The sequence below is a fragment of the Lysobacter sp. 5GHs7-4 genome (assembly GCF_021284765.1).
Classification (GTDB): Bacteria; Pseudomonadota; Gammaproteobacteria; order Xanthomonadales; family Xanthomonadaceae; genus Lysobacter.
Genome location: NZ_CP089924.1, coordinates 2,470,319 through 2,489,535, shown reverse-complemented (window position 1 = coordinate 2,489,535; position 19,217 = coordinate 2,470,319). Strand labels below are relative to the sequence as shown.

Sequence of the window (19,217 nt, the reverse complement as noted above, 5' to 3'; positions counted from 1 at the left end):
TTCGCATGCAACGAAGCGCGATAAGGATCAGCTTTCCGGCGCGATCTCCTCGGTGCCGCCTTGGCCGGCATCCGCGGCCGGCGGCAGGGTCTCGCCGTCGCCGCCGTCCTCGGCCTCGTCTTCCAGCGACGCATCGACGCGCTCGATGGTCTTGAGCGTCTCGTCGTCGGCCAGGCGCATCAGGGTCACGCCCTGGGTGTTGCGGCCGACCTGGGAGATTTCCGCCGCGCGCGTGCGCACCAGGGTGCCGCCGTCGGAGATCATCAGCACTTCGTGGTGGTCGCTGAGCTGGATCGCGCCGACCAGCGCACCGTTGCGGTCGGTGGTCTTGAGCGCGATCACGCCCTGGGTGCCGCGGCCCTTGCACGGATACTCCTCGACCGGCGTGCGCTTGCCGTAGCCGCGCTGGCTGGCGGTGAGGATGTCGCCGTCGCCGTCGATCACGATCATGCTGACCACGGCTTCGCCGGCGGCCAGCTTGATGCCGCGCACGCCGCGGCTGTTGCGGCCGGTGGAACGCACGCCGCCCTTGCCGCGCTTGCTCTTGTCGGCGCCCTCGCCCTCGCCCGCGGCTTCGCCGTCGGCGGCGTCGTCGCTGGCATCGGCCTCGATCGTCTCGTCGCCGGCCTCGGCCTCGTCCTCGCGCCCGCTCTCGGCGAAGCGCACGGCCTTGCCGTTGCTGGCGAACAGCATGACCTCGCGCTGGCCGTCGGTGAGCGCGACATCGACCAGGGCGTCGCCCTCGTCGAGGTTGATCGCGATCTTGCCGCGCGCCAGGCGGTAGGCGAACTCGGTCAGCGGCGTCTTCTTGACCATGCCCTTGCGGGTGGCGAAGAACACGAAGTGCTGGTCGTCGTACTCGCGCACCGGCAGCACGGCCTGGACCTGCTCGCCGGCTTCCAGCGCCAGCCAGTTGATGATCGGACGGCCGCGCGCGTTCGGACCGGCCTCGGGCAACTGGTGCACCGGCAGCCAAAACACGCGGCCGGAACTGGTGAAGGTCAACAAGGTGTCGTGGGTGTTGACCAACCACAGCTTGTCGATGAAATCCTCGTCCTTGGTCGCGGCGGCGTTGCGTCCCTTGCCGCCGCGCTTCTGGGCGCGGTAGGCGCTGACCGGCTGGCGCTTGGCGTAACCGGAATGCGACAGGGTCACCACCACGTCTTCCGGCGCGATCAGGTCGAGGATGTCGAGATCTTCCTCGCTGGCGCGGATCTCGCTGCGGCGCGCGTCGCCGAACTCTTCCTTGAGGTTGAGCAGCTCGGTGCGGATCACCTCCAGCAGCACCTCGGGGTTCTCCAGGATCTCGATCAGGCCGCGGATGGTGTCCAGCAGCAGCCGGTATTCCTCGGTCAGCTTGTCCTGCTCCAACCCGGTCAGACGGTGCAGGCGCATTTCCAGGATCTGGCTGGCCTGGACCTCGGTGAGCTGGTAGCGGCCGTCGGCGAAACCCACGCCGGCCGGCAGGTCTTCCGGACGCGAGGCCTCGGAACCGGCCGCGGACAGCAACGCACCGACCAGACCCGGCTCCCAGGTCTTGGCCAGCATGCGCTCGCGCGCCTCGTTCGGATTTGCCGAGGTCTTGATCAGCTCGATCATCTCGTCGATGTTGGCGAGCGCGACCGTCAGGCCTTCCAGGATGTGCGCGCGCTGACGCGCCTTGCGCAGATCGAAGATGGTGCGGCGGGTCACCACTTCGCGGCGGTGACGGATGAAGGCTTCCAGGATCTGCTTGAGGTTCAGCAACTGCGGGCGGCCGTCGACCAGCGCCACCATGTTGATGCCGAACACCGACTCCATCTGGGTCTGCTGATACAGATTGTTCAGCACCACCTCGGCCGACTCGCCGCGCTTGACCTCGATGAAGATGCGCATGCCGTCCTTGTCGGACTCGTCGCGCAGCTCGCTGATGCCTTCGAGCTTCTTTTCCTTGACCAGCTCGGCGATCTTCTCGATCAGCCGCGCCTTGTTGACCTGGTACGGGATCTCGGTGACGGCGATGGCCTCGCGGCCGGTGTCCTCGTTGACCTCGATCTCGGCGCGAGCGCGCATGCGCACTCGGCCGCGGCCGGTGCGGTAGGCGGCGATGATGCCGGCGGTGCCGTTGATGATGCCCGCGGTCGGGAAGTCCGGGCCGGGGATGTGTTCCATCAGTCCGTCGACGTCCAGCTCCGGCTCGTTGATCAGGGCGATGGTCGCGTTGATCACTTCCGACAGGTTGTGCGGCGGAATGTTGGTCGCCATGCCCACGGCGATACCGGCCGAGCCGTTGACCAGCAGGTTCGGCACCCGGGTCGGCATGACCGTGGGTTCGAGTTCCTTTTCGTCGTAGTTGGGCTGGAAGTCGACGGTTTCCTTGTCGATGTCCGCCATCAGCTCGTGGGTGAGCTTGGCCATGCGCGATTCGGTGTAACGCATCGCCGCGGCGGAGTCGCCGTCGACCGAACCGAAGTTGCCCTGGCCGTCGACCAGCAGGTAGCGCAGCGAGAACGGCTGCGCCATGCGCACCAGCGTGTCGTACACCGACTGGTCGCCGTGCGGGTGGTACTTACCGATCACGTCGCCGACGATACGCGCCGACTTGAAGTGCGGCTTGTTGCTGTGCGCGCCGAGCTCGCTCATCGCGTACAGGACGCGGCGGTGCACCGGCTTGAGACCATCGCGGACATCGGGAAGCGCGCGCCCCACGATCACGCTCATGGCGTAGTCGAGATAGCTGCGACGCATCTCGTCTTCGAGATTGATCTGGATGATTTCCTTGGCGAGTTCGGCCATCAGGGTTCCGTGCTGTGCGGTGGTGCCAGGCGCCCCGGACGGCGGCGAAAACCTGCCCGTGCGGGCCTGTTCTGCAGCTCGCTCGAGGCGGCATCAAAAGGACAGGAAATGATAGCACGAAACGGGGTCTGACGGCAGTCAGATTCCCACGCAGAAACAAGCACTTGCGCCTGTTTTTCCAGGCCCGCGCGAACCCTGCCGCCGCGCCGCGCCGGTCAGGCGCCGAACGCGGCCCGCATCGCCTGCGTGTCCGGGCGCTCGATCACGCCGCGCTCGGTGACGATGGCGTCGATCAGCTCGTGCGGGGTGACGTCGAACACCGGGTTCCAGGCCCCGACCTGCTCGGCCGCGGTCCGTACCCCGCCCAGCGCGAACAGTTCGCCCGGGTCGCGTTCCTCGATCTCGATCGCATCGCCCGAGGCGGTGGCCATGTCCACCGTCGACGAGGGTGCGGCGACCATGAACTTGAGGCCGTGGTGGCGCGCGGCGATCGCCAGCTGGTAGGTGCCGATCTTGTTGGCGGTGTCGCCGTTGGCGCAAATGCGGTCGGCGCCGACGATCACCCATTGCACGCGCCCGCTCTTCATCAGGTGCGAGGCGGCGGCGTCGGCGATCAGGGTCGGCACGATGCCGTCCTGTTGCAGCTCCCACACGGTCAGACGCGCGCCCTGCAGCCAGGGCCGGGTCTCGCCGGCGTAGACGTGATCGATGCGGCCCTGGGCCACGCCGGCGCGGATCACGCCCAGCGCGGTGCCGAAGCCGGCGGTGGCCAGCGAGCCGGTGTTGCAATGGGTGAGCACGCCGCTGCCGGGCGCGATCAGCGCCGCGCCCAGCGCGCCCATGCGGCGGTTGGCAGCCAGATCCTCGTCGGCGATGGCCTGCGCTTCGCGCGCGAGCGCCTCGCGCCAGTCGGCGCCGGCCGAGGTCAGGCGGCGGCGCATGCGCGCCAGCGCCCAGGCCAGGTTGACCGCGGTCGGGCGCGCGGCGTTGAGGCGCTGCATCGCCGGCTCCAGCCGCGCCAGCGCGGCGGCGCCGTCGGCCGCCTCGACCTCGCGCGCCGCCAGCACCGTGCCCCAGGCCGCGGCGATGCCGATCGCCGGCGCGCCGCGCACGGTCAGGGCATGGATGGCGGCGGCGACCGCGTCGCTGTCCTCGCAACGCACGTACTCGACCTCGAACGGCAGCCGACGCTGGTCCAGCAGTTCCAGGGCGTCGCCGGTCCAGCGGATCGGACGGATGCGGTCGTAGCGGTCGAAGTCGATGTCGTTCATGGGGTGAGTTTATCGCAGGGGTGTGGCGGTTGCGGGGCTGTGGAGCGGCGGGCCTGGGTCTCCAGCGAAGCAGGATGACTCCCTGCGCTGCGGCCTGGCTTCGGCTTTGCTCCCTCCTTTGGCAAAGGGAAGCTGCGCATTTACGAACCGCCGCACAAAGCACATCCCCCTCAATCCCCCTTTTCCAAAGGGGGAAGCGGCTCCGTCGCACTCATGCCGCATTGGCTTTGCTCCCTCCTTTGGAAAAGGAGGGTTGGGAGGATTTGCTCTTGAAGCCTGCTATGGGGCCACAGCGCAACGCAAATCCCCCTCAATCCCCCTTTTTCAAAAGGGGGAAGACAAAAAACAACGGCCCCACATTGCTGCGGGGCCGTTGCGCGATGCGGATATTGCGCGGGATCAGCGCACGCTGAACTCGCCGCGGCAGCCCATCTGCACCCAGATGCCATTGTTGTCCCAGCCCCAGGTACGGCCTTCGATGCAGGCGCTCTTGGAGGTCTGACGGATCAGGCGCGCGCCGTCGCGGATGGTGGTGTTGCAGCGGCGCATGCGGCCGTCGCGGCCGTCGTTGGATTCGCAGGTCATGCTGCGCCACTGGTTGTTGCCGCCGCCGTTCCAACCACCGCCGTTCCAGCCGCCGTTGCCGCGACCGCTGCTGAACTCGCCGCGGCAGCCGTTGCTGACCCAGACGCTGCCGCGCTGCGAACCCCAGCTCTGGCCTTCGATGCACGGCGACTTCGACAGTTGGCGGACCAGGCGCGCGCGATTGCCGCCGATGCTGCAGGTACGGGTGCGGCCGTCGTCGGATTCGCAGCGCACGGTGTCGCCGTAGCCGCCGCCATTGTTGCCGCCGTTCCAGCCGCCGCCGTCGTTCCAGCCGCCACCGCCACGGCCGAGTTCGAACTCGGCACGGCACCCGTTGCTGACCCAGATGGTGTTGCGGTTGTAGCCCCAGGTGCTGCCCTGGATGCATTGCGATTTGGAGAACTGGCGCACCAGGCGCACGCCGCCGCGGGTGTCGGCGCTGCACTGACGGTTGCGGCCGTCGTCGGACTCGCAGCGGATGGTCTGCTGGCCGCCGTAATAGCCGGAGTCGTATTGCGGCGCCGCCTGCGCGGTCGCGCTGAAACCCAGCGCCAGGGCGAAACAGGAAACGATGCGTACGAACATGTCCGTCACTCCTTTGTCAGTTGGCTGCAACTCTATCCGCGTCCGCTTAACGAGAGCTCAAGATTTGGCGACTGTGCCGCAACGGTCGGGATCCGTTTATCTGCGGCTTAACGACATCCCGGACCGGCGCCGGACAACGTTACCTCGTGGCCAGCGTGCCGCGCCTGCACGCGGCATTCACGGGCCGCCGGTGCCCCAGGCCGCTCAGCCGCCGCGCGGCGCGTCGACCTCGAATTCGGCGCGGCAGCCCTCCTCGACCCAGATACCGTTGCCGTCGTAGCCCCAGTTGCGCCCCTCGACGCACTGCGTGCGCGAGAGCTGCTTGTGCAGGCGCACGCCGGACCCGGTCTCGACCGCGCAGCGCTGGGCCTGGCTCTTGATCGATTCGCACATCACCAGTTTGCCGCGCGGCGCGACCACCACCGGTTCGGTGGCGCCGGCGGACAGCAGTTGGAACTCGCCGCGGCAACCGCCGGACACCCATAGGCCCTGCGCGTCCACGCCCCAGTTCTGGTCGCGGATGCACGGACGCTTGGACAATTGCCGGACCAGTTGCACGCCGTTGCCGCTTTCGGCGCGGCAATGGTTCCAGCGCCCGCCCTTGGATTCGCAACGCAGCACACGATCGCCGCTGCGGCTGTCGCGGCCGCTGCCGCCCTGGCCGAGCAGAAAGTCGGCGCTGCAGCCGCGCGCGACCCAGACACCGCTGCGATTGACGCCCCAGCTCTTGCCTTCGTCGCAGTCGCTGTCGGACAGCTGGCGCGCCAGGCGCACGCCGCCGCTGGTGTCGGCCGGACACTGGCGCGGCGTTTCGCCCTGGGATTCGCAACGCAACACGCGGTCGCCGTAAAGCCGTTCGCCGCCGGCCTGAGCCACGGCGGCGCCCGCGCAGGCCGACATGGCCAACGCTAGCGACAATGCCGCGGCGGTACGTGTACGCATTGCGAGCTCCCCTGTGCGATACGCGATCACTCTACCCCGCGCCCCTGAATGGTCAATCAAAAGATCCTGCAACTGCGCGCTGACACGCTCGGCGTTCAGGCTTGTCATGCGCGCGCGAAGTCGAAGGCCAGGGTGTCGGCGATGCGGCCGGTGTTCAGCATCGCCATCAGCAGACGGTCCACGCCGAGCGCGACGCCGGCGCAGTCCGGCAGGCCGGCGGCCAGGCCGTCCAGCAAGGCCTCGTCGCGAGGCGGCGATGCCGCCCCGCGCTGCGCGCGCACGGCCAGATCGCGGCCGAAGCGCGCGCCCTGCTCGTCCGCGTCGGCCAGTTCGTGGTAGCCGTTGGCCAGTTCCAGCGGCCCCAGATACAGCTCGAAACGTTCGGCCAGCGGCGGATCGCCGGCGCGCACGCGCGCGAGCGCGCACTGCGACGCCGGGTAGTCGTAGACCGCGAGCAGGCGATCGTGCGCGAAGCCCGGCTGCAGGCGATGGGTCATCAACAGATCCAGCCAGTCGTCGCGGCCCAGGCCGTCGGGATCGATCACGACGTCGCCGAGCGCGGCGCGCAATTCGCTCTCGTCGGCGGACAACGGATCCAGCCCGAGACGCTCGCGATAGAGCTCGCGGTAGGCCACGCGCTCCAGCACGGCTTCGCGCCCGACCAGAGCCAGCGCGGACTGGATCAGTTGTGCGGTTTCGCCGATCAGCGCGTGATGGTCGTAGCCGAGCCGGTACCACTCCAGCATGGTGAATTCGGGGTTGTGGCGGCCGCCGGCCTCGCCGTCGCGGAACACCCGTCCCAGTTCGTAGCAATCGCCCAGGCCGGCCGCGAGCAGGCGCTTGAGCGGATACTCCGGCGAAGTCCGCAGCCAGCGCGTACGCGGCGCGCCCTCGGTGCGGCCGCTGAATTCCAGCGCGAACGAGGCGATGTTGGGGTCGGTGTTGCCGGCCATCGACAGCACCGGCGTTTCGACCTCCAGCACGTCGCGCTGGGCGAAGAACGCGCGGATGCGCGCGTTGAGCGCGGCGCGCAGGCGCAAGGCGTCGAAGCTCGCCGAGGGCCGCCACTCGCGCGCGTACCCGGACCGTGCGCCGGCCCGGCTCACGAGAGCGCGCGTCCGTGCTGCGCGAGGAACGCCAGCAACTGCGCCTCGTCCCAGACCGGCACGCCCAGCTCCTGGGCCTTGTCGAGCTTGGAGCCGGCGGCTTCGCCGGCGACCACGAAGCTGGTTTTCTTCGACACGCTGCCGGCGACCTTGGCGCCCAGCGCTTCCAAGTGCTCCTTGGCCTGATCGCGCGACAGCGTGCTCAGGCCGCCGGTGAGCACCGCGGTCTGGCCTTCGAGCGGGCCGGCCGCGGACTGAGCGTCGACGGGGATGCGTGCGACCACGCTCACCAGCGCCTCGCCCACGCGCTGCAGCAAGGCGGCGTGCGCGGGCTGCTCGCGCCAGTTCGACAACGCCTGCGCGCTGTCGGCGGGCAGGCCGGCGGTGACGTAGGCGTGTTCGGGCGCGGCGGCCAGCTTGGTGGCGTCGGCGAACGCGGCGGCGAGCTGATCGGCGCGAATGCGCGTGACCTTGGGAATCTCCATGTCCACCAACAGGGTGGACAGATTCAGATCCGGCCGCAGCTTGGGCGTGGGCGCATGGGTGTCGGAGATGGTCACGCCGCGCGCGAGCAGTTCGTCGATCACCTGTTGATTGCCGGGTTGATCGAAGAAATGCCCCAGCGAGCGGGCGACTTCGCCGCCGACATCGGGCACGCGCTTGAACAGCGGCCACGGCAGGCGCCGGATCAGCTCCAGGTCGCCGAACCACACCGACAGGGCCTTGGCCGTGCTCTCGCCGACGTGCTGGATGCCCAGCGCGTAGAGGAAGCGTTCCAGCGTGGTGGCGCGGCTGTGGTCGATGGCCTCGACCAGATTGTCGGCCCACTTGGTGGCGATCTTGCCGGCCTTGACGGTTTCCGGCGTGGTGCCGTCGCGTTCGTCGGCGCGGCGTTTCATTTCCAGCAGATCGTCGAGCGTGAGCTTGTACAGGTCGGCCACCGACTGCAGGTAGCCCAGGTCGGACAGATCCTCGATGTAACGATCGCCCAGGCCTTCGATGTCCATGGCGCGGCGCGAGGCGAAGTGACGGATCGCTTCCTTGCGCTGCGCGGCGCAGGTGAGTTCGCCCGAGCAGCGCCAGACCGCCTCGCCTTCCTCGCGCACGATGTCCGAGCCGCACACCGGGCAGGCGGTGGGCATCTGCCACTGCGGTGCGTCGGCGCTGCGATCTTCGGTCACTACGCGCACGATCTCGGGGATCACGTCGCCGGCGCGGCGCACGATCACGGTATCGCCCACGCGCACGTCCAGTCGCGCGATCTGATCGGCGTTATGCAGGGTCGCATTGGTCACGACCACGCCGGCGACCTGCACCGGCTTGAGGCGCGCGACCGGGGTCGCCGCGCCGGTGCGGCCGATCTGGATCTCGATCGCCTCCAGCACCGTGGATTGTTCCTGCGCCGGAAACTTGTGCGCGATCGCCCAGCGCGGCGCGCGCGAGACGAAGCCCATCTCGCGTTGGCCGGCGTAATCGTCGAGCTTGTAGACCACGCCGTCGATGTCGAACGGCAGGCGCTCGCGCTTGGCCCCCATCTGCCGGTAGTAGCCGAGCAGGCCCTGGGTGCCGGCGACCACGTCGCTTTCGGCGCTGACCGGGAACCCCCAGTCGCGCAGCTGCTTCAGGGTCGCCGAATGCGTGGCCGGCAGCTCGTAGCCCTCGACTACACCGACGGCGTAGGCGTAGAACGCCAGCGGACGCTGCGCGGTGATGCGCGGATCGAGCTGGCGCAGCGAGCCGGCGGCGCCGTTGCGCGGGTTGGCCAGCACCTTGCCGCCGTCCTTGAGCGCGCGCTCGTTGTAGGCCTTGAACGCGGCCAGCGGCATGTAGACCTCGCCACGCACTTCCAGCACGTCCGGCCAGCCCTTGCCGCGCAGTTGCAGCGGGATCGCCTTGACGGTGCGCAGGTTGGCGGTGACGTCCTCGCCGGTGGCGCCGTCGCCGCGGGTCGCGCCCTGGACGAAGCGGCCGCGCTCGTAACGCAGGCTGATCGCCAGGCCGTCGAGCTTGGGTTCGACCGAAAACGCCGGTACCTCGCGCTCCAAACGCTCTTCGATGCGGCGCACGAAGTCGGCGACCTCCTCGTCGCTGAAGGCGTTGCCCAACGACAGCATCGGGATCGCGTGACGGACCTCGGCGAAGGCCGAGGACGGCGCGTTGCCGACGCGCTGGGTCGGCGAATCGGGGCTGAGCAGTTCGGGGTGCGCGGCTTCCAGCTCGTCCAGCTCGCGCAGCAGGCGGTCGTACTCGGCATCCGGAATGCTCGGATCGTCGAGCACGTGATAGCGGTAATTGGCGTCTTCGAGCTGGCTGCGCAGCTGCGCGGCGCGTTGGGCGGCTTTGGCGGAGTCGGTCATCGCGGGCGATCCAGGGCGCTGCGGCGGCAGTGCGGTGGAGGCATTTTGAACGTTTGCGGGCGACTTCGTTAGAGGCGGGGAGAGCAAATCCTCCCTAGCCCTTCTTTTTCAAAGGGGAGAACAGCGCGCAGTGATCGCAACAATGCGGCGTGCCGCCGACGACGCACGCAACCGTCTCCCCCTTTGAAAAAGGGGGGATTAAGGGGGATTTGCTTTGCGCTTTTACCAGCGCGTAGGCCGCGTCAGCGGCGGCGCCTCGCGCTGGCGGTCGTAGGCGCGCAGCTCGTCGCGCAAATGCGCGATGCGCTGGCGGCCCAGCGCGTTGCGCTGCTCGTCCAGGACCACGCCGTCCAGCAGTTCGGCCATGCGCTGCGCGGTCGGCAGCATGGTTTCCCAGGCGTCCAGCGCGGGCACCGGCGCCGGCAGGGTCAGGAAGAAGGCGATCGCCGGGGTTTCCAGGGCCTGGATCTGGGCCATGTCGAAACTGCCGGGCTTCATGATGTTGGCCACGCTGAACACCGGGCCGCGCTCGGGGTGGCCCTCGACCAGGCGGTGGAACACGCCCATGTGGCCGTAGACCAGGCCGGCCTTCTCGGCCGCGACCACGATGTCGGGTCCGTGCAGCTTGGCGCCGGCGCGCGCGGCCAGGTACAGGGTGACGATCTTGTCGAATTCCTCGGTGGCGCGCTTGCCCAGCTCGCTGTTGGCCGCGCCGCTTTCCAGGGTGCGGTCGAACAATTCCAGTTCGGCCTGACGCGTGCTCTCGCCCGCGGCGGCGGCGTCGGCATCGCCCTCGATCAGTTCGCCCAAGGTGGGTTCGCGACGGTCGCTGTCGGCCTTGCGCGGCTCGGCGCCGTTCTCGCGCGGCAGACGCTTGCCCTGCCCCGGCTTACGCGGCCGGCCGAAGAACACGATCGCGCCGATCAGGATCAAGCCGGCGATCAGGATGCCGATCCGCAGCAGGGTCACTTCGGACATCGATTGCTCCTTACGTTGCTGGAGTCGGGCATGCGGGACATTCGGAATCGTGAGCGCGATGCGGCCGTTCGAATCCTATCCCTGCAAGCCGACTCCTTAATGATTCGAATCTAAACGAAGTCGTGGGCGGAGGCGAATCGCGATGCGATTCGCGACGCGCGCCGCCGACCGCGGCGGCTCAAGCCGCGCCCGCCAAACGCGTCGCCTCGGCCAGATCCACCGATACCAGACGGCTCACGCCCGGCTCGCGCATGGTGACGCCGGACAGCTGTTGCGCGGCTTCCATCGTCGCCTTGTTGTGGCTCACGAACAGGAACTGTACCTGTTCGCTCATCTCGCTGACCATCGCCGTGAAACGGCCGACGTTGGCTTCGTCCAGCGGCGCGTCGACCTCGTCGAGCAGGCAGAACGGCGCCGGGTTGAGGCGGAAGATCGCGAACACCAGCGCCACCGCGGTCATCGCCTTCTCGCCGCCGGACAGCAGCGAGATGTTGGACACGCGCTTGCCGGGCGGACGCGCCATGATCGCCACGCCGGTGTCCAGCAGGTCTTCGCCGGTGAGTTCCAGGTAGGCGTGACCGCCGCCGAACAAGCGCGGATACAGTTCCTGCACGCCGGAGTTGACGCGGTCGAAGGTGTCCTTGAAGCGGCCGCGGGTCTCGCGGTCGATCTTGCGGATCGCGTCTTCCAGGGTTTCCAGCGCGGTGGTGAGGTCGGTGAACTGCGCGTCCAGGTAGTCCTTGCGCGTGGCCGCCTCGGCGTGTTCGGCGATCGCGGCCAGGTTGACCGGTTCCAGGCGGCGCAGCTTGCCGTCCAGTTCGGCGACCGTGCGTTCCCACACCTGCGGCTGCATGTCGTCGGTCAGGGTGTTGACCACGTCTTCCAACACGAAGCCGGCCTCGGCGATGGCCGCCGACAGGGTCTCGGCCTTGAGCACCAGGGCCTGCTGCTCCAGACGGCGCTGGCCGATGGCCTCGCGCTGCTGCAAGGCCTGTTCGTCGCGCTGATGGCGGGTCTGCTCGAAGCGGCGCAGGTCGTTGTCGATGCCGTCGAGGTGGCTGCGCGCGCTGGTCAGGGTCTGCTCGGCCAGCACGCGCTGTTCCAGCGCGACCTGGCGCTGGGTTTCCAGCGACTGCACGGGCTGGTCGCCCTCGGCCAGTTGCGCGGCGAGTTCGCCCAGGCGGTTGTCGAGCTGGCCGCGCTGGCCGCCCATGCGGTCCAGGGCCTGCGACAGGCCGACGATCTGGGTGCGCTGCGCCTCCAAAGTCAGGGCCAGCGCGTGCGCCATGTCGCGCGATTCGCGCGCGGCGTTGCGCGCGGCGTCGCGCGCCTCGCCCAGGCTGCGGCGTTCGGATTCCAGCTGCTGGCGGCTGTCTTCCAGCTCGCCCATGCGCTCGACCGCGGCTTCCTGGCGCGCACGCGCGTCGCGGGCCTGCTCGCGGCTGGCGTCTAGGGTGACGATCAGTTGTTCCAGCTCGGCTTCGATCTTCTCGATGCGGCCGCGCGCGTTGTCCAGGCGGCCCTGCTGGCTCTGCAGCTGGCCGGCCAGTTCGGACACGCCGCGATGGGCCATGTACAGGCCGCGCTGCGCGTCTTCGCGCTGCTGCTCGGCGGCCAGGGTGCGGTCGCGCAGTTGCACCAGCAGCGATTCGAGTTCGCGCTCGCGGTTGAGCAGGGTGTCGATCTCGCCGCGCAGGGTCTGGATTTCGCGTTCGCGCAGCAGCGCGCCCTGCTGGGCGGCGCCGGAGCGCAACACCCGCACCCAGCCGGCGCCGAGGCGCTCGCCGTTGCGGGTGATGACCGAGTCGGCGGCATCCAGCGAGGGCTGCAGCGCGCGCGCGGCGGCCAGGTCCTCGGCGGTATGCAGATGCGCGAGCAGGCGCCGGATCGCGCGTGGGCCGCGCACCTTGGCGGCCAGCGAGGTCGGCGGGTAGACCGTGTCGTCGGCTTCCGGCGAGACCAGACTGAGGCGGCCCTCCCCCAGTTCGCCGATCGCATCGACCAGGGATTCGGGCGCTTCCACCAGCACGCCTTCGATGAGCTGGCCGAGCGCGCTTTCGACCGCGTTCTCCCAGCCGGCATCCACGTCCAAACGCTCGCCGACGCGGGCGGCGTTGTCCAGGCCGCGTGCACGCAGCCAGTTCACGGCGGCGCCCTGCTCCTGGCCCAGCGCGGCGTGCTGCAGGGTTTCCAACGACGACAGGCGGCCGCGCGCGGCCTGCGCCTGCTTGCGCACCTCGGCCAGTTCGGACTGGGTGCCGCGCTGGTTCTCCTGCAGTTCGGTGACGCTGCCCTTGCGGGTTTCCAGTTCGTGGGTCAGGCCCTCCAGCGATTCCTTCTGCACATCGTGCTGGTTCTGGATCTGCTCGAAGGCCTCGGCCAGCGCGCCCAGGTCCAGGCCGGTACGTTCGTTGGACAGCAGCTCGCGGCGGCGGTCGGCGTCCAGGCTCTGGCGGTCCAGGCCTTCGATGCGGGTGCGTTCGACGTCGGCCGCGCGCGCGGCCTCGGACTGGGCGCGGCTGTGCGCGTCCCAGCGCTGCTGCCAGTCGTTGAGGGTGTTCTCGGCCTCGCGCAGGGCGTCCTGGCGTGCCTCGTCGTTGTCGCGCAGGGCCTCCAGACGCGGTTCGGCGTCCTCGACCGCGGCGCGCAGCGCGTCCAGGCGTTCCTGGTCGCTGCCGATGTGGCTTCCCAGTTCGGCCAGCTGCGCGGCGGCTTCGTCGCGCGCGCGCTGCAGGCGCGTGGTCATTTCGCGCTGGTGCTGGATCTGCTGTTCGATGCGCGCCAGAGCGCCGCCGACTTCGTAGCTGGCGGCCTGGGCCTTGTTGAGCGCCTCGGCGCCTTCCTCGCGGCGCACGCGGCCGGTTTCCAGCTCGCGCTCGGCCTCGCGCTGTTCGGCGATCAGCTGTTGCAGGCGGGTTTCCTGCTGCGACAGTTTCTCGCGCTGCGACTGCAGCTTCTGGTCCAGCGAGCGGTGCTCCAGGGCTTTCCACTCGGCGTCCTTGACCCGGCGCTCGGCCTGGATGGCCTGGTACTGCTCGGCCTGGCGGGCCTGACGGCGCAGGTGTTCGAGCTGCTTGCCGACTTCCTCGCGCAGGTCGTTGAGGCGGTCGAGATTTTCGCGGGTGTGGCGGATGCGGGTCTCGGTTTCCTTGCGGCGCTCCTTGTACTTGGAGATGCCGGCGGCCTCTTCGAGGTAGACGCGCAGTTCCTCGGGCTTGGCCTCGATGATCTGGCTGATCATGCCCTGCTCGATGATCGAGTAGCTGCGCGGGCCCAGGCCGGTGCCGAGGAACAGGTCGGTGATGTCGCGGCGGCGGCACTTGCCGCCGTTGAGGTAGTACTGGCTGGTGCCGTCGCGGCTGACGGTGCGCTTGACCGAAATTTCGTTGAAGGCCGCGAATTCGCCGGTGATGGTGTGGTCGGAGTTGTCGAAGATCAGCTCGACCATCGCCTGCGACACCGGCTTGCGCGCCGAGGAGCCGGCGAAGATCACGTCGGTCAGCGAGTCGCCGCGCAGGCGGCTGGCCGAGCTCTCGCCCATCACCCAGCGCACGGCGTCGATGATGTTGGACTTGCCGCAACCGTTCGGACCGACCACGCCGGTCATGTTGGTCGGCAGGTGCATCGTGGTCGGATCGACGAAGGACTTGAAACCGGAGAGCTTGATCGTGGACAGACGCATGCGGCGGGGTTGCCTCTGGCGCGCCGGCGAGGGCGCTGCCGTAGATACCAAGGAGGGTGAAGTACTTCGTCTAAATTGCTGATTATTATAGACGATGCGCGGCGAAAACGCCGCACAGCCTCGTGAGTATAACGGGCCGCAGCCGCCCCCGCCGGGGCCCGCGGCGGGCCGGATCGGCACAAGCGCCCGCCGCGCCGGGTGACGGCGAACCGCAACGGCGGTCATGCTATTGATGACGCACGGACCCGGACGCGGTCCGCGCCCATCCGCAACGCAAGGTAGCCCTGGCCGATGAGCCGACCCCGCGCCCAACGCCGCAACAAAGCGCCCGGCGACAGCCCGACCATGGCCGATCTGGCCAAGCTGGCCGGCGTCTCGGCGATCACCGTCTCGCGCGCGTTGCGCGACAGCCCGCTGGTGAACCCGGAGACGCGCGCGCAGATCAAGGCCCTGGCCGAGACCCAGGGCTACATGTTCAACATCTCCGCGCGCAACCTGCGCCTGCGCCGCAGCATGACGGTGGCGGTGGTGGTGGAGATGACGCCCAGCATCGAGCGGCAGATGTCCGGCCCCTATCCGCTGGACCTGCTGGGCGGCATCAGCCAGGAACTGACCTCGTCGGGCTATGCGGTGCTGCTGACCTCGCTGCAGGGCGGCGCGCTGCCCAGCGTGCAGGCGGCCGACGGCGTGATCCTGCTGGGCCAGGGCGCGCACGAGGACGCGATGCACCAGGTGCAGCGCTGGGGCCGGCCGATGGTGGTCTGGGGCGCGGTGAGCCGGCACGAATCGCAGGTGGTGGTGGGCAGCGACAACCAGCGCGGCGGCGCGCTCGCGGCCGAACGCTTCCTGGCCCTGGGCCGGCGCAGGCCGGTGTTCCTGGGCGATCTGGCGCACGGCGAATTCGCCGAACGCCTGGACGGCTACAGCCGCACCCTCGCCCGCCACGGCCTGACCCCGCTCACGCCCTCGGTGCCGGCCCTGACCGTGAGCGCCGGCGCTACCGCGGTGCATACCTTGCTCGACGAGCATCCGCAGTTCGACGCCCTGTTCGCGGCCAGCGACCTGCTGGCGATCGGCGCGATCCGGGCGCTGATCGAACGCGGCCGACGCGTGCCCGAGGACGTGTCGGTGATCGGCTACGACGACACTCCGCTGGGCGCGACCTATCTGCCGCCGCTGACCTCGGTGCACCAGAACTTCACCGACGCGGGCGTGCTGCTGGCGCGCAAGATCCTGGCGTTGATCGAGGGGCAGCCGGCGGCATCGGAGATTCTGGCGACCAATCTGGTGGTGCGGGTGACTTGAGGCGGGGTTTCAGGGCGTGGGCCACGTCGTCCTGGCTGCCGGCTTCGTCCTTCCGACTGCGTTGATGCAGTTCGCTTACGGCCGACAGCGCCGTACGACGCAGGTGCGGTTCGCCTGCGGCTCACCACACCCTACGGGCCGCGCTCTGGGGTCTGATCTCGCCGGTCACCCCCACATCCGTCATTCCGGCGCAAGCCGGAACCCACTGGATTTTGCGCCCGCAAGGGAACTCCGGCGGGCCCCCAAGAGGCGCTAACGCCGTCGCTTAGCCCGTCGCGCGAATCGCGCGGACCCTTGCTGCGCTGCAGCGCGCTACCGCCGCGGCCGCCGTCGCTCGCGCCCAAGCTCAAGCCGCTGCTTCGGCCGGTTGAAACCCGATTTAAATCAGCTTGTTGAGAACCTTCCCTAATCCCGCCCCTGATACCGGTCAAGCCTAGTTCCGGAGGCGGTTCTCTGCCGTTACGGCGCTTTGTTATCGATAACTTGACATCGATAACAATCGCCACTTAGGGTCCGCCTCGACCGCCGCCCCCGCGGTCGCAACGACCAAGGCCGATCCCGCGTGACCCAGTCCCTCCCCGCCGCAGCCGCCGCTCCCGACGCCCCGACCTGGTGCCTGCGCCAGGACCGCTATCAGCCCGAACGCCGCCAGCGCGACGCCAGCCTGTTCGCCCTGGCCAACGGCTCGCTGGGCGTGCGCGGCGGCTTCGAGGAAGGCCGCGGCGACGGCGACGGCTGCTACCTGGCCACGGTCTACGAACACAATCCCATCCACTACCACGAGCGCTTCCGCGGCTTCGCCCTGAGCACCGACACCCGCGTGCCGGTCGCCGACGGCAAGCGCATCGAAGTCTGGCTGGGCGATCAGCGCCTGGACCCGGAAACCGCAGAGGTGCTGGCGTTCGAACGCGAACTGGACCTGCGCAGCGGCGCGTTGCGGCGGCGCATGCGCCTGCGCGGCGCGCAAGGCGCGACGGTCGAGATCCTGGCCGAGCGCGTGGTGCCGACCAACGTGCACCCCGGCGCCTGCGACCTGCTGGCGATCCGCTACCGCGTGACCTCGATCGACTACAGCGGCCCGATCGCGCTGGTGTCGGCGATCGAGAGCGGGCGCCAGGCCGCCGCTCAGGGCGACGATCCGCGCATCGGCGTGTCCGGCAGTCAGGGCCTGCTCGCCAGCGGCGCGCACGCCGACGCCTCGCAGGCGCGCTACGCCCAACGCACCCGCCATGGCACCGGCGCGGTGCTGTGCGCGCAAGGCCATCGCCTGCCCGACGGCGGTACGGCGCTGAGCTTCGATGCCGCCAAGGCCGACGAAACCCGCGCCATGCAGCGCTACCGCGCGCAGCTGCAGCCCGGCGACAGCGTGGTGCTGGAGAAGTTCGTCGCCTACGCCAGCTCCGCCGAAGCGCCGGGCCTGGACGCGCGCGTCGACGCCGCGCTGGCCGCGGCCGTGGACGCCGGCTACGCCGCCATCGCCGCGCTGCAGGCCGGCGCCGTGGCCGAGTTCTGGCGCGACGCCGAACTGTGCATCGCCGGCGATGCCGGCAGCGAACTGGCGCTGCGCTTCAACCTGTTCCATCTGTGGCAGTCGGCCGGCCGCGACGGCGTGTCCGGCACCGCCGCCAAGGGCCTGACCGGCGAAGGCTACGAAGGCCATTGCTTCTGGGATACCGAGGCCTTCGTGCTGCCGGTGATGGCCTACACCGCGCCGGACGTGGCGCGGGCGATGCTGCAGGCGCGGTACCGCATGCTCGACGCCGCGCGTGCGCATGCGCGCGAGATGAACCACGCCGCCGGCGCGCTCTACCCCTGGCGCACCATCGGCGGCGGCGAGTGCTCGGCGCACTACCCCTCCGGCTCGGCCGCGTACCACATCAACGCCGCCATCGCCTACGCGATCGGCCTGTACCTGGACGCCAGCGACGACGTCGATTTCCTGGTCGACGGCGGCGCGCAGATGCTGTTCGAGACCGCGCGCATCTGGCCGCAGGTCGGCCACTACAACCCGCGCCGCGGCGGCGCGTTCTGCATCCACGAAGTCACCGGGCCGGACGAGTACACGGCCATGGTCGACAACAACTACTACACCAACCGCATGGCCCAGCAGCACCTGCTGCGCGCGGTCGCGGTGTGGGAACGCCTGCATGCGCAACGCCCCGAACAGGCGGCGGCGCTGGCTGCGGCGCTGGGCCTGGACGCCGACGAGGTCGGCAACTGGCGCAATGCCGCGCAGGCCATGTACCTGCCCTACGACGAAGGCCTGGGCGTGTACGCGCAGGACGACGGCTTCCTCGACAAGCCGCGCTGGCCGTTCCCGCCGCGCAGCGGAGAACACCGCCCGCTGCTGCTGGATTACCACCCGCTCACGCTGTACCGCTACCAGGTCTGCAAGCAGGCCGACGTGGTGATGGCGCTGGTGCTGGCCGGCGCCGACATCGACGTCGCGCGCAAGCGCCGCAGCTACGACTACTACGAGGCGGTGACCACCCACGACTCGACCCTGTCGGCCTGCATGTTCGGCATCCTCGCCAGCGAAGTCGGCTACGCCGATCGCGCGCTGGACTATTTCGACGCCAGCCTGCGGGTGGACCTGGACGACCTGCACGGCAACACCGACCACGGCGTGCACATGGCGGCGATGGCCGGCAGCTGGCTGGCGCTGACCCAGGGCTTCGCCGGCCTGCGCGCGATCCAGGGCGAGCTGCACTTCGCCCCGCGCCTGCCCGCGCGCTGGAACGGTTACGGCTTCGGCCTGCGCTGGCGCGGACGCGAACTGCACGTGGGCGTGGACGGCACGCACGCGACCTACCGCCTGATCGAGGGCGAACCGCTGGAGATCGTGCATGCGGGCCAGCGCCTGCGGCTGAGCGCCGACCGCGAACAGCGCCTGCCGTTGGCGGGCCCGCACAGCGACGCGTCGCCGGCGTTTCCGCGCCCGGCGCAGGCGCTGATCTTCGACCTGGACGGCGTGCTCACCGACACCGCCCACACCCATTACCTGGCCTGGAAGCGCCTGGCCGACGAGATCGGCGTGCCCTTCGACGAGACCGTCAACCTGCGCCTGAAGGGCGTGGACCGCGAGGCCTCCCTGGCGATCATCCTGGAGCGCGCCGACCGCGCCTACGACGCCGCGCAGCGGCGCGAACTGGCGGCGCGCAAGAACGGCTACTACCGCGCCGCGATCGAGAGCGTCGGCCCGCAGGATCTGTTCCCGGGCGTGCGCGAACTGCTGGACGCTGCGCGCGCGCGCGGACTCAAGCTGGGCCTGGCCTCGGCCAGCAAGAACGCCGCCGCGCTGCTGGCGCGACTGGGCATCGCCGACCGCTTCGACTGCGTCGCCGACGCCGCGCGCATCGCCCGCGCCAAGCCGGCGCCGGACATTTTCCTGGACGTGGCGCAGCGCCTGGGCGTGCCGCCGGCGCTGTGCATCGGCATCGAAGACGCAGCCGCCGGCATCGTCGCGATCCGCGCCGCCGGCATGGCCGCGGTCGGCATCGGCGACGCCGCCGCCCTGCCCGGCGCGCATGCGCACCTGCCCGCGATCGCCGCATTCGACTTGGACGCTTTCGTTACGCGCTGAAGCCGCGCCGGCACTCGGCGCGGCGCACACAACCTGACATCCTGAGGA

At 69.6% G+C, this 19,217-nt stretch carries 10 protein-coding genes; 2 read left to right on the top strand and 8 right to left on the bottom strand.

Features of this window, described 5'->3' with window-relative positions; translation table 11 throughout:
• Positions 1 to 27: 27 nt before the first annotated feature.
• The 8 genes from gyrA to smc form a co-directional block, all read right to left on the bottom strand.
• Entirely contained in the window at positions 28 to 2,775 is a 2,748-nt protein-coding gene (gene gyrA, locus LVB77_RS11315) for a DNA gyrase subunit A (RefSeq protein WP_232906224.1), read from the bottom strand.
• Positions 2,776 to 2,990: 215 nt separating this feature from the next.
• The gene (gene mtnA, locus LVB77_RS11310; RefSeq protein ID WP_232906223.1) at positions 2,991 to 4,046 is read right to left on the bottom strand and encodes an S-methyl-5-thioribose-1-phosphate isomerase; all 1,056 of its coding nucleotides are present in this window, start codon (positions 4,044 to 4,046) and stop codon (positions 2,991 to 2,993) included.
• Between the two features lie 399 nt (positions 4,047 to 4,445).
• Positions 4,446 to 5,216: a DUF3011 domain-containing protein gene (locus LVB77_RS11305; protein ID WP_232906222.1), complete on the bottom strand. Its 771-nt coding sequence runs from the start codon at positions 5,214 to 5,216 to the stop codon at positions 4,446 to 4,448.
• A gap of 204 nt (positions 5,217 to 5,420) precedes the next feature.
• Positions 5,421 to 6,158, bottom strand: coding sequence for a DUF3011 domain-containing protein (locus tag LVB77_RS11300; RefSeq protein WP_232906221.1), 738 nt, complete (start codon positions 6,156 to 6,158; stop codon positions 5,421 to 5,423).
• 104 nt (positions 6,159 to 6,262) lie between these two features.
• Positions 6,263 to 7,198: an EF-P lysine aminoacylase EpmA gene (epmA, locus tag LVB77_RS11295; RefSeq protein WP_232910254.1), complete on the bottom strand. Its 936-nt coding sequence runs from the start codon at positions 7,196 to 7,198 to the stop codon at positions 6,263 to 6,265.
• 62 nt (positions 7,199 to 7,260) lie between these two features.
• Positions 7,261 to 9,621: an NAD-dependent DNA ligase LigA gene (gene ligA, locus LVB77_RS11290; RefSeq protein WP_232906220.1), complete on the bottom strand. Its 2,361-nt coding sequence runs from the start codon at positions 9,619 to 9,621 to the stop codon at positions 7,261 to 7,263.
• Positions 9,622 to 9,843: 222 nt separating this feature from the next.
• Positions 9,844 to 10,599, bottom strand: a complete 756-nt coding sequence (gene zipA / locus LVB77_RS11285; protein ID WP_232906219.1) for a cell division protein ZipA — start codon at positions 10,597 to 10,599, stop codon at positions 9,844 to 9,846.
• Positions 10,600 to 10,777: 178 nt separating this feature from the next.
• Positions 10,778 to 14,281 (bottom strand): chromosome segregation protein SMC, encoded by a 3,504-nt coding sequence (gene smc / locus LVB77_RS11280; RefSeq protein ID WP_232906218.1) that lies wholly within the window; start codon positions 14,279 to 14,281, stop codon positions 10,778 to 10,780.
• A 291-nt stretch (positions 14,282 to 14,572) separates the two neighbouring features.
• Here smc and LVB77_RS11275 point away from each other — a divergent pair, with 291 nt between their 5' ends.
• A complete protein-coding gene (locus LVB77_RS11275; RefSeq protein WP_232906217.1) occupies positions 14,573 to 15,586 on the top strand; it encodes a substrate-binding domain-containing protein in 1,014 nt (337 codons plus the stop codon).
• A gap of 562 nt (positions 15,587 to 16,148) precedes the next feature.
• Positions 16,149 to 19,169: a beta-phosphoglucomutase gene (gene pgmB, locus LVB77_RS11270; protein WP_232906216.1), complete on the top strand. Its 3,021-nt coding sequence runs from the start codon at positions 16,149 to 16,151 to the stop codon at positions 19,167 to 19,169.
• The last annotated feature ends 48 nt before the right edge of the window (positions 19,170 to 19,217 follow it).

Excerpts from the sequence above, each read along its gene's own strand:
- gyrA (WP_232906224.1), bottom strand. The coding sequence starts at position 2,775 with ATGGCCGAACTCGCCAAGGAAATCATCCAGATCAATCTCGAAGACGAG.
- mtnA (WP_232906223.1), bottom strand. The coding sequence starts at position 4,046 with ATGAACGACATCGACTTCGACCGCTACGACCGCATCCGTCCGATCCGC.
- LVB77_RS11305 (WP_232906222.1), bottom strand. The coding sequence starts at position 5,216 with ATGTTCGTACGCATCGTTTCCTGTTTCGCCCTGGCGCTGGGTTTCAGC.
- LVB77_RS11300 (WP_232906221.1), bottom strand. The coding sequence starts at position 6,158 with ATGCGTACACGTACCGCCGCGGCATTGTCGCTAGCGTTGGCCATGTCG.
- ligA (WP_232906220.1), bottom strand. The coding sequence starts at position 9,621 with ATGACCGACTCCGCCAAAGCCGCCCAACGCGCCGCGCAGCTGCGCAGC.
- zipA (WP_232906219.1), bottom strand. The coding sequence starts at position 10,599 with ATGTCCGAAGTGACCCTGCTGCGGATCGGCATCCTGATCGCCGGCTTG.
- smc (WP_232906218.1), bottom strand. The coding sequence starts at position 14,281 with ATGCGTCTGTCCACGATCAAGCTCTCCGGTTTCAAGTCCTTCGTCGAT.
- LVB77_RS11275 (WP_232906217.1), top strand. The coding sequence starts at position 14,573 with ATGAGCCGACCCCGCGCCCAACGCCGCAACAAAGCGCCCGGCGACAGC.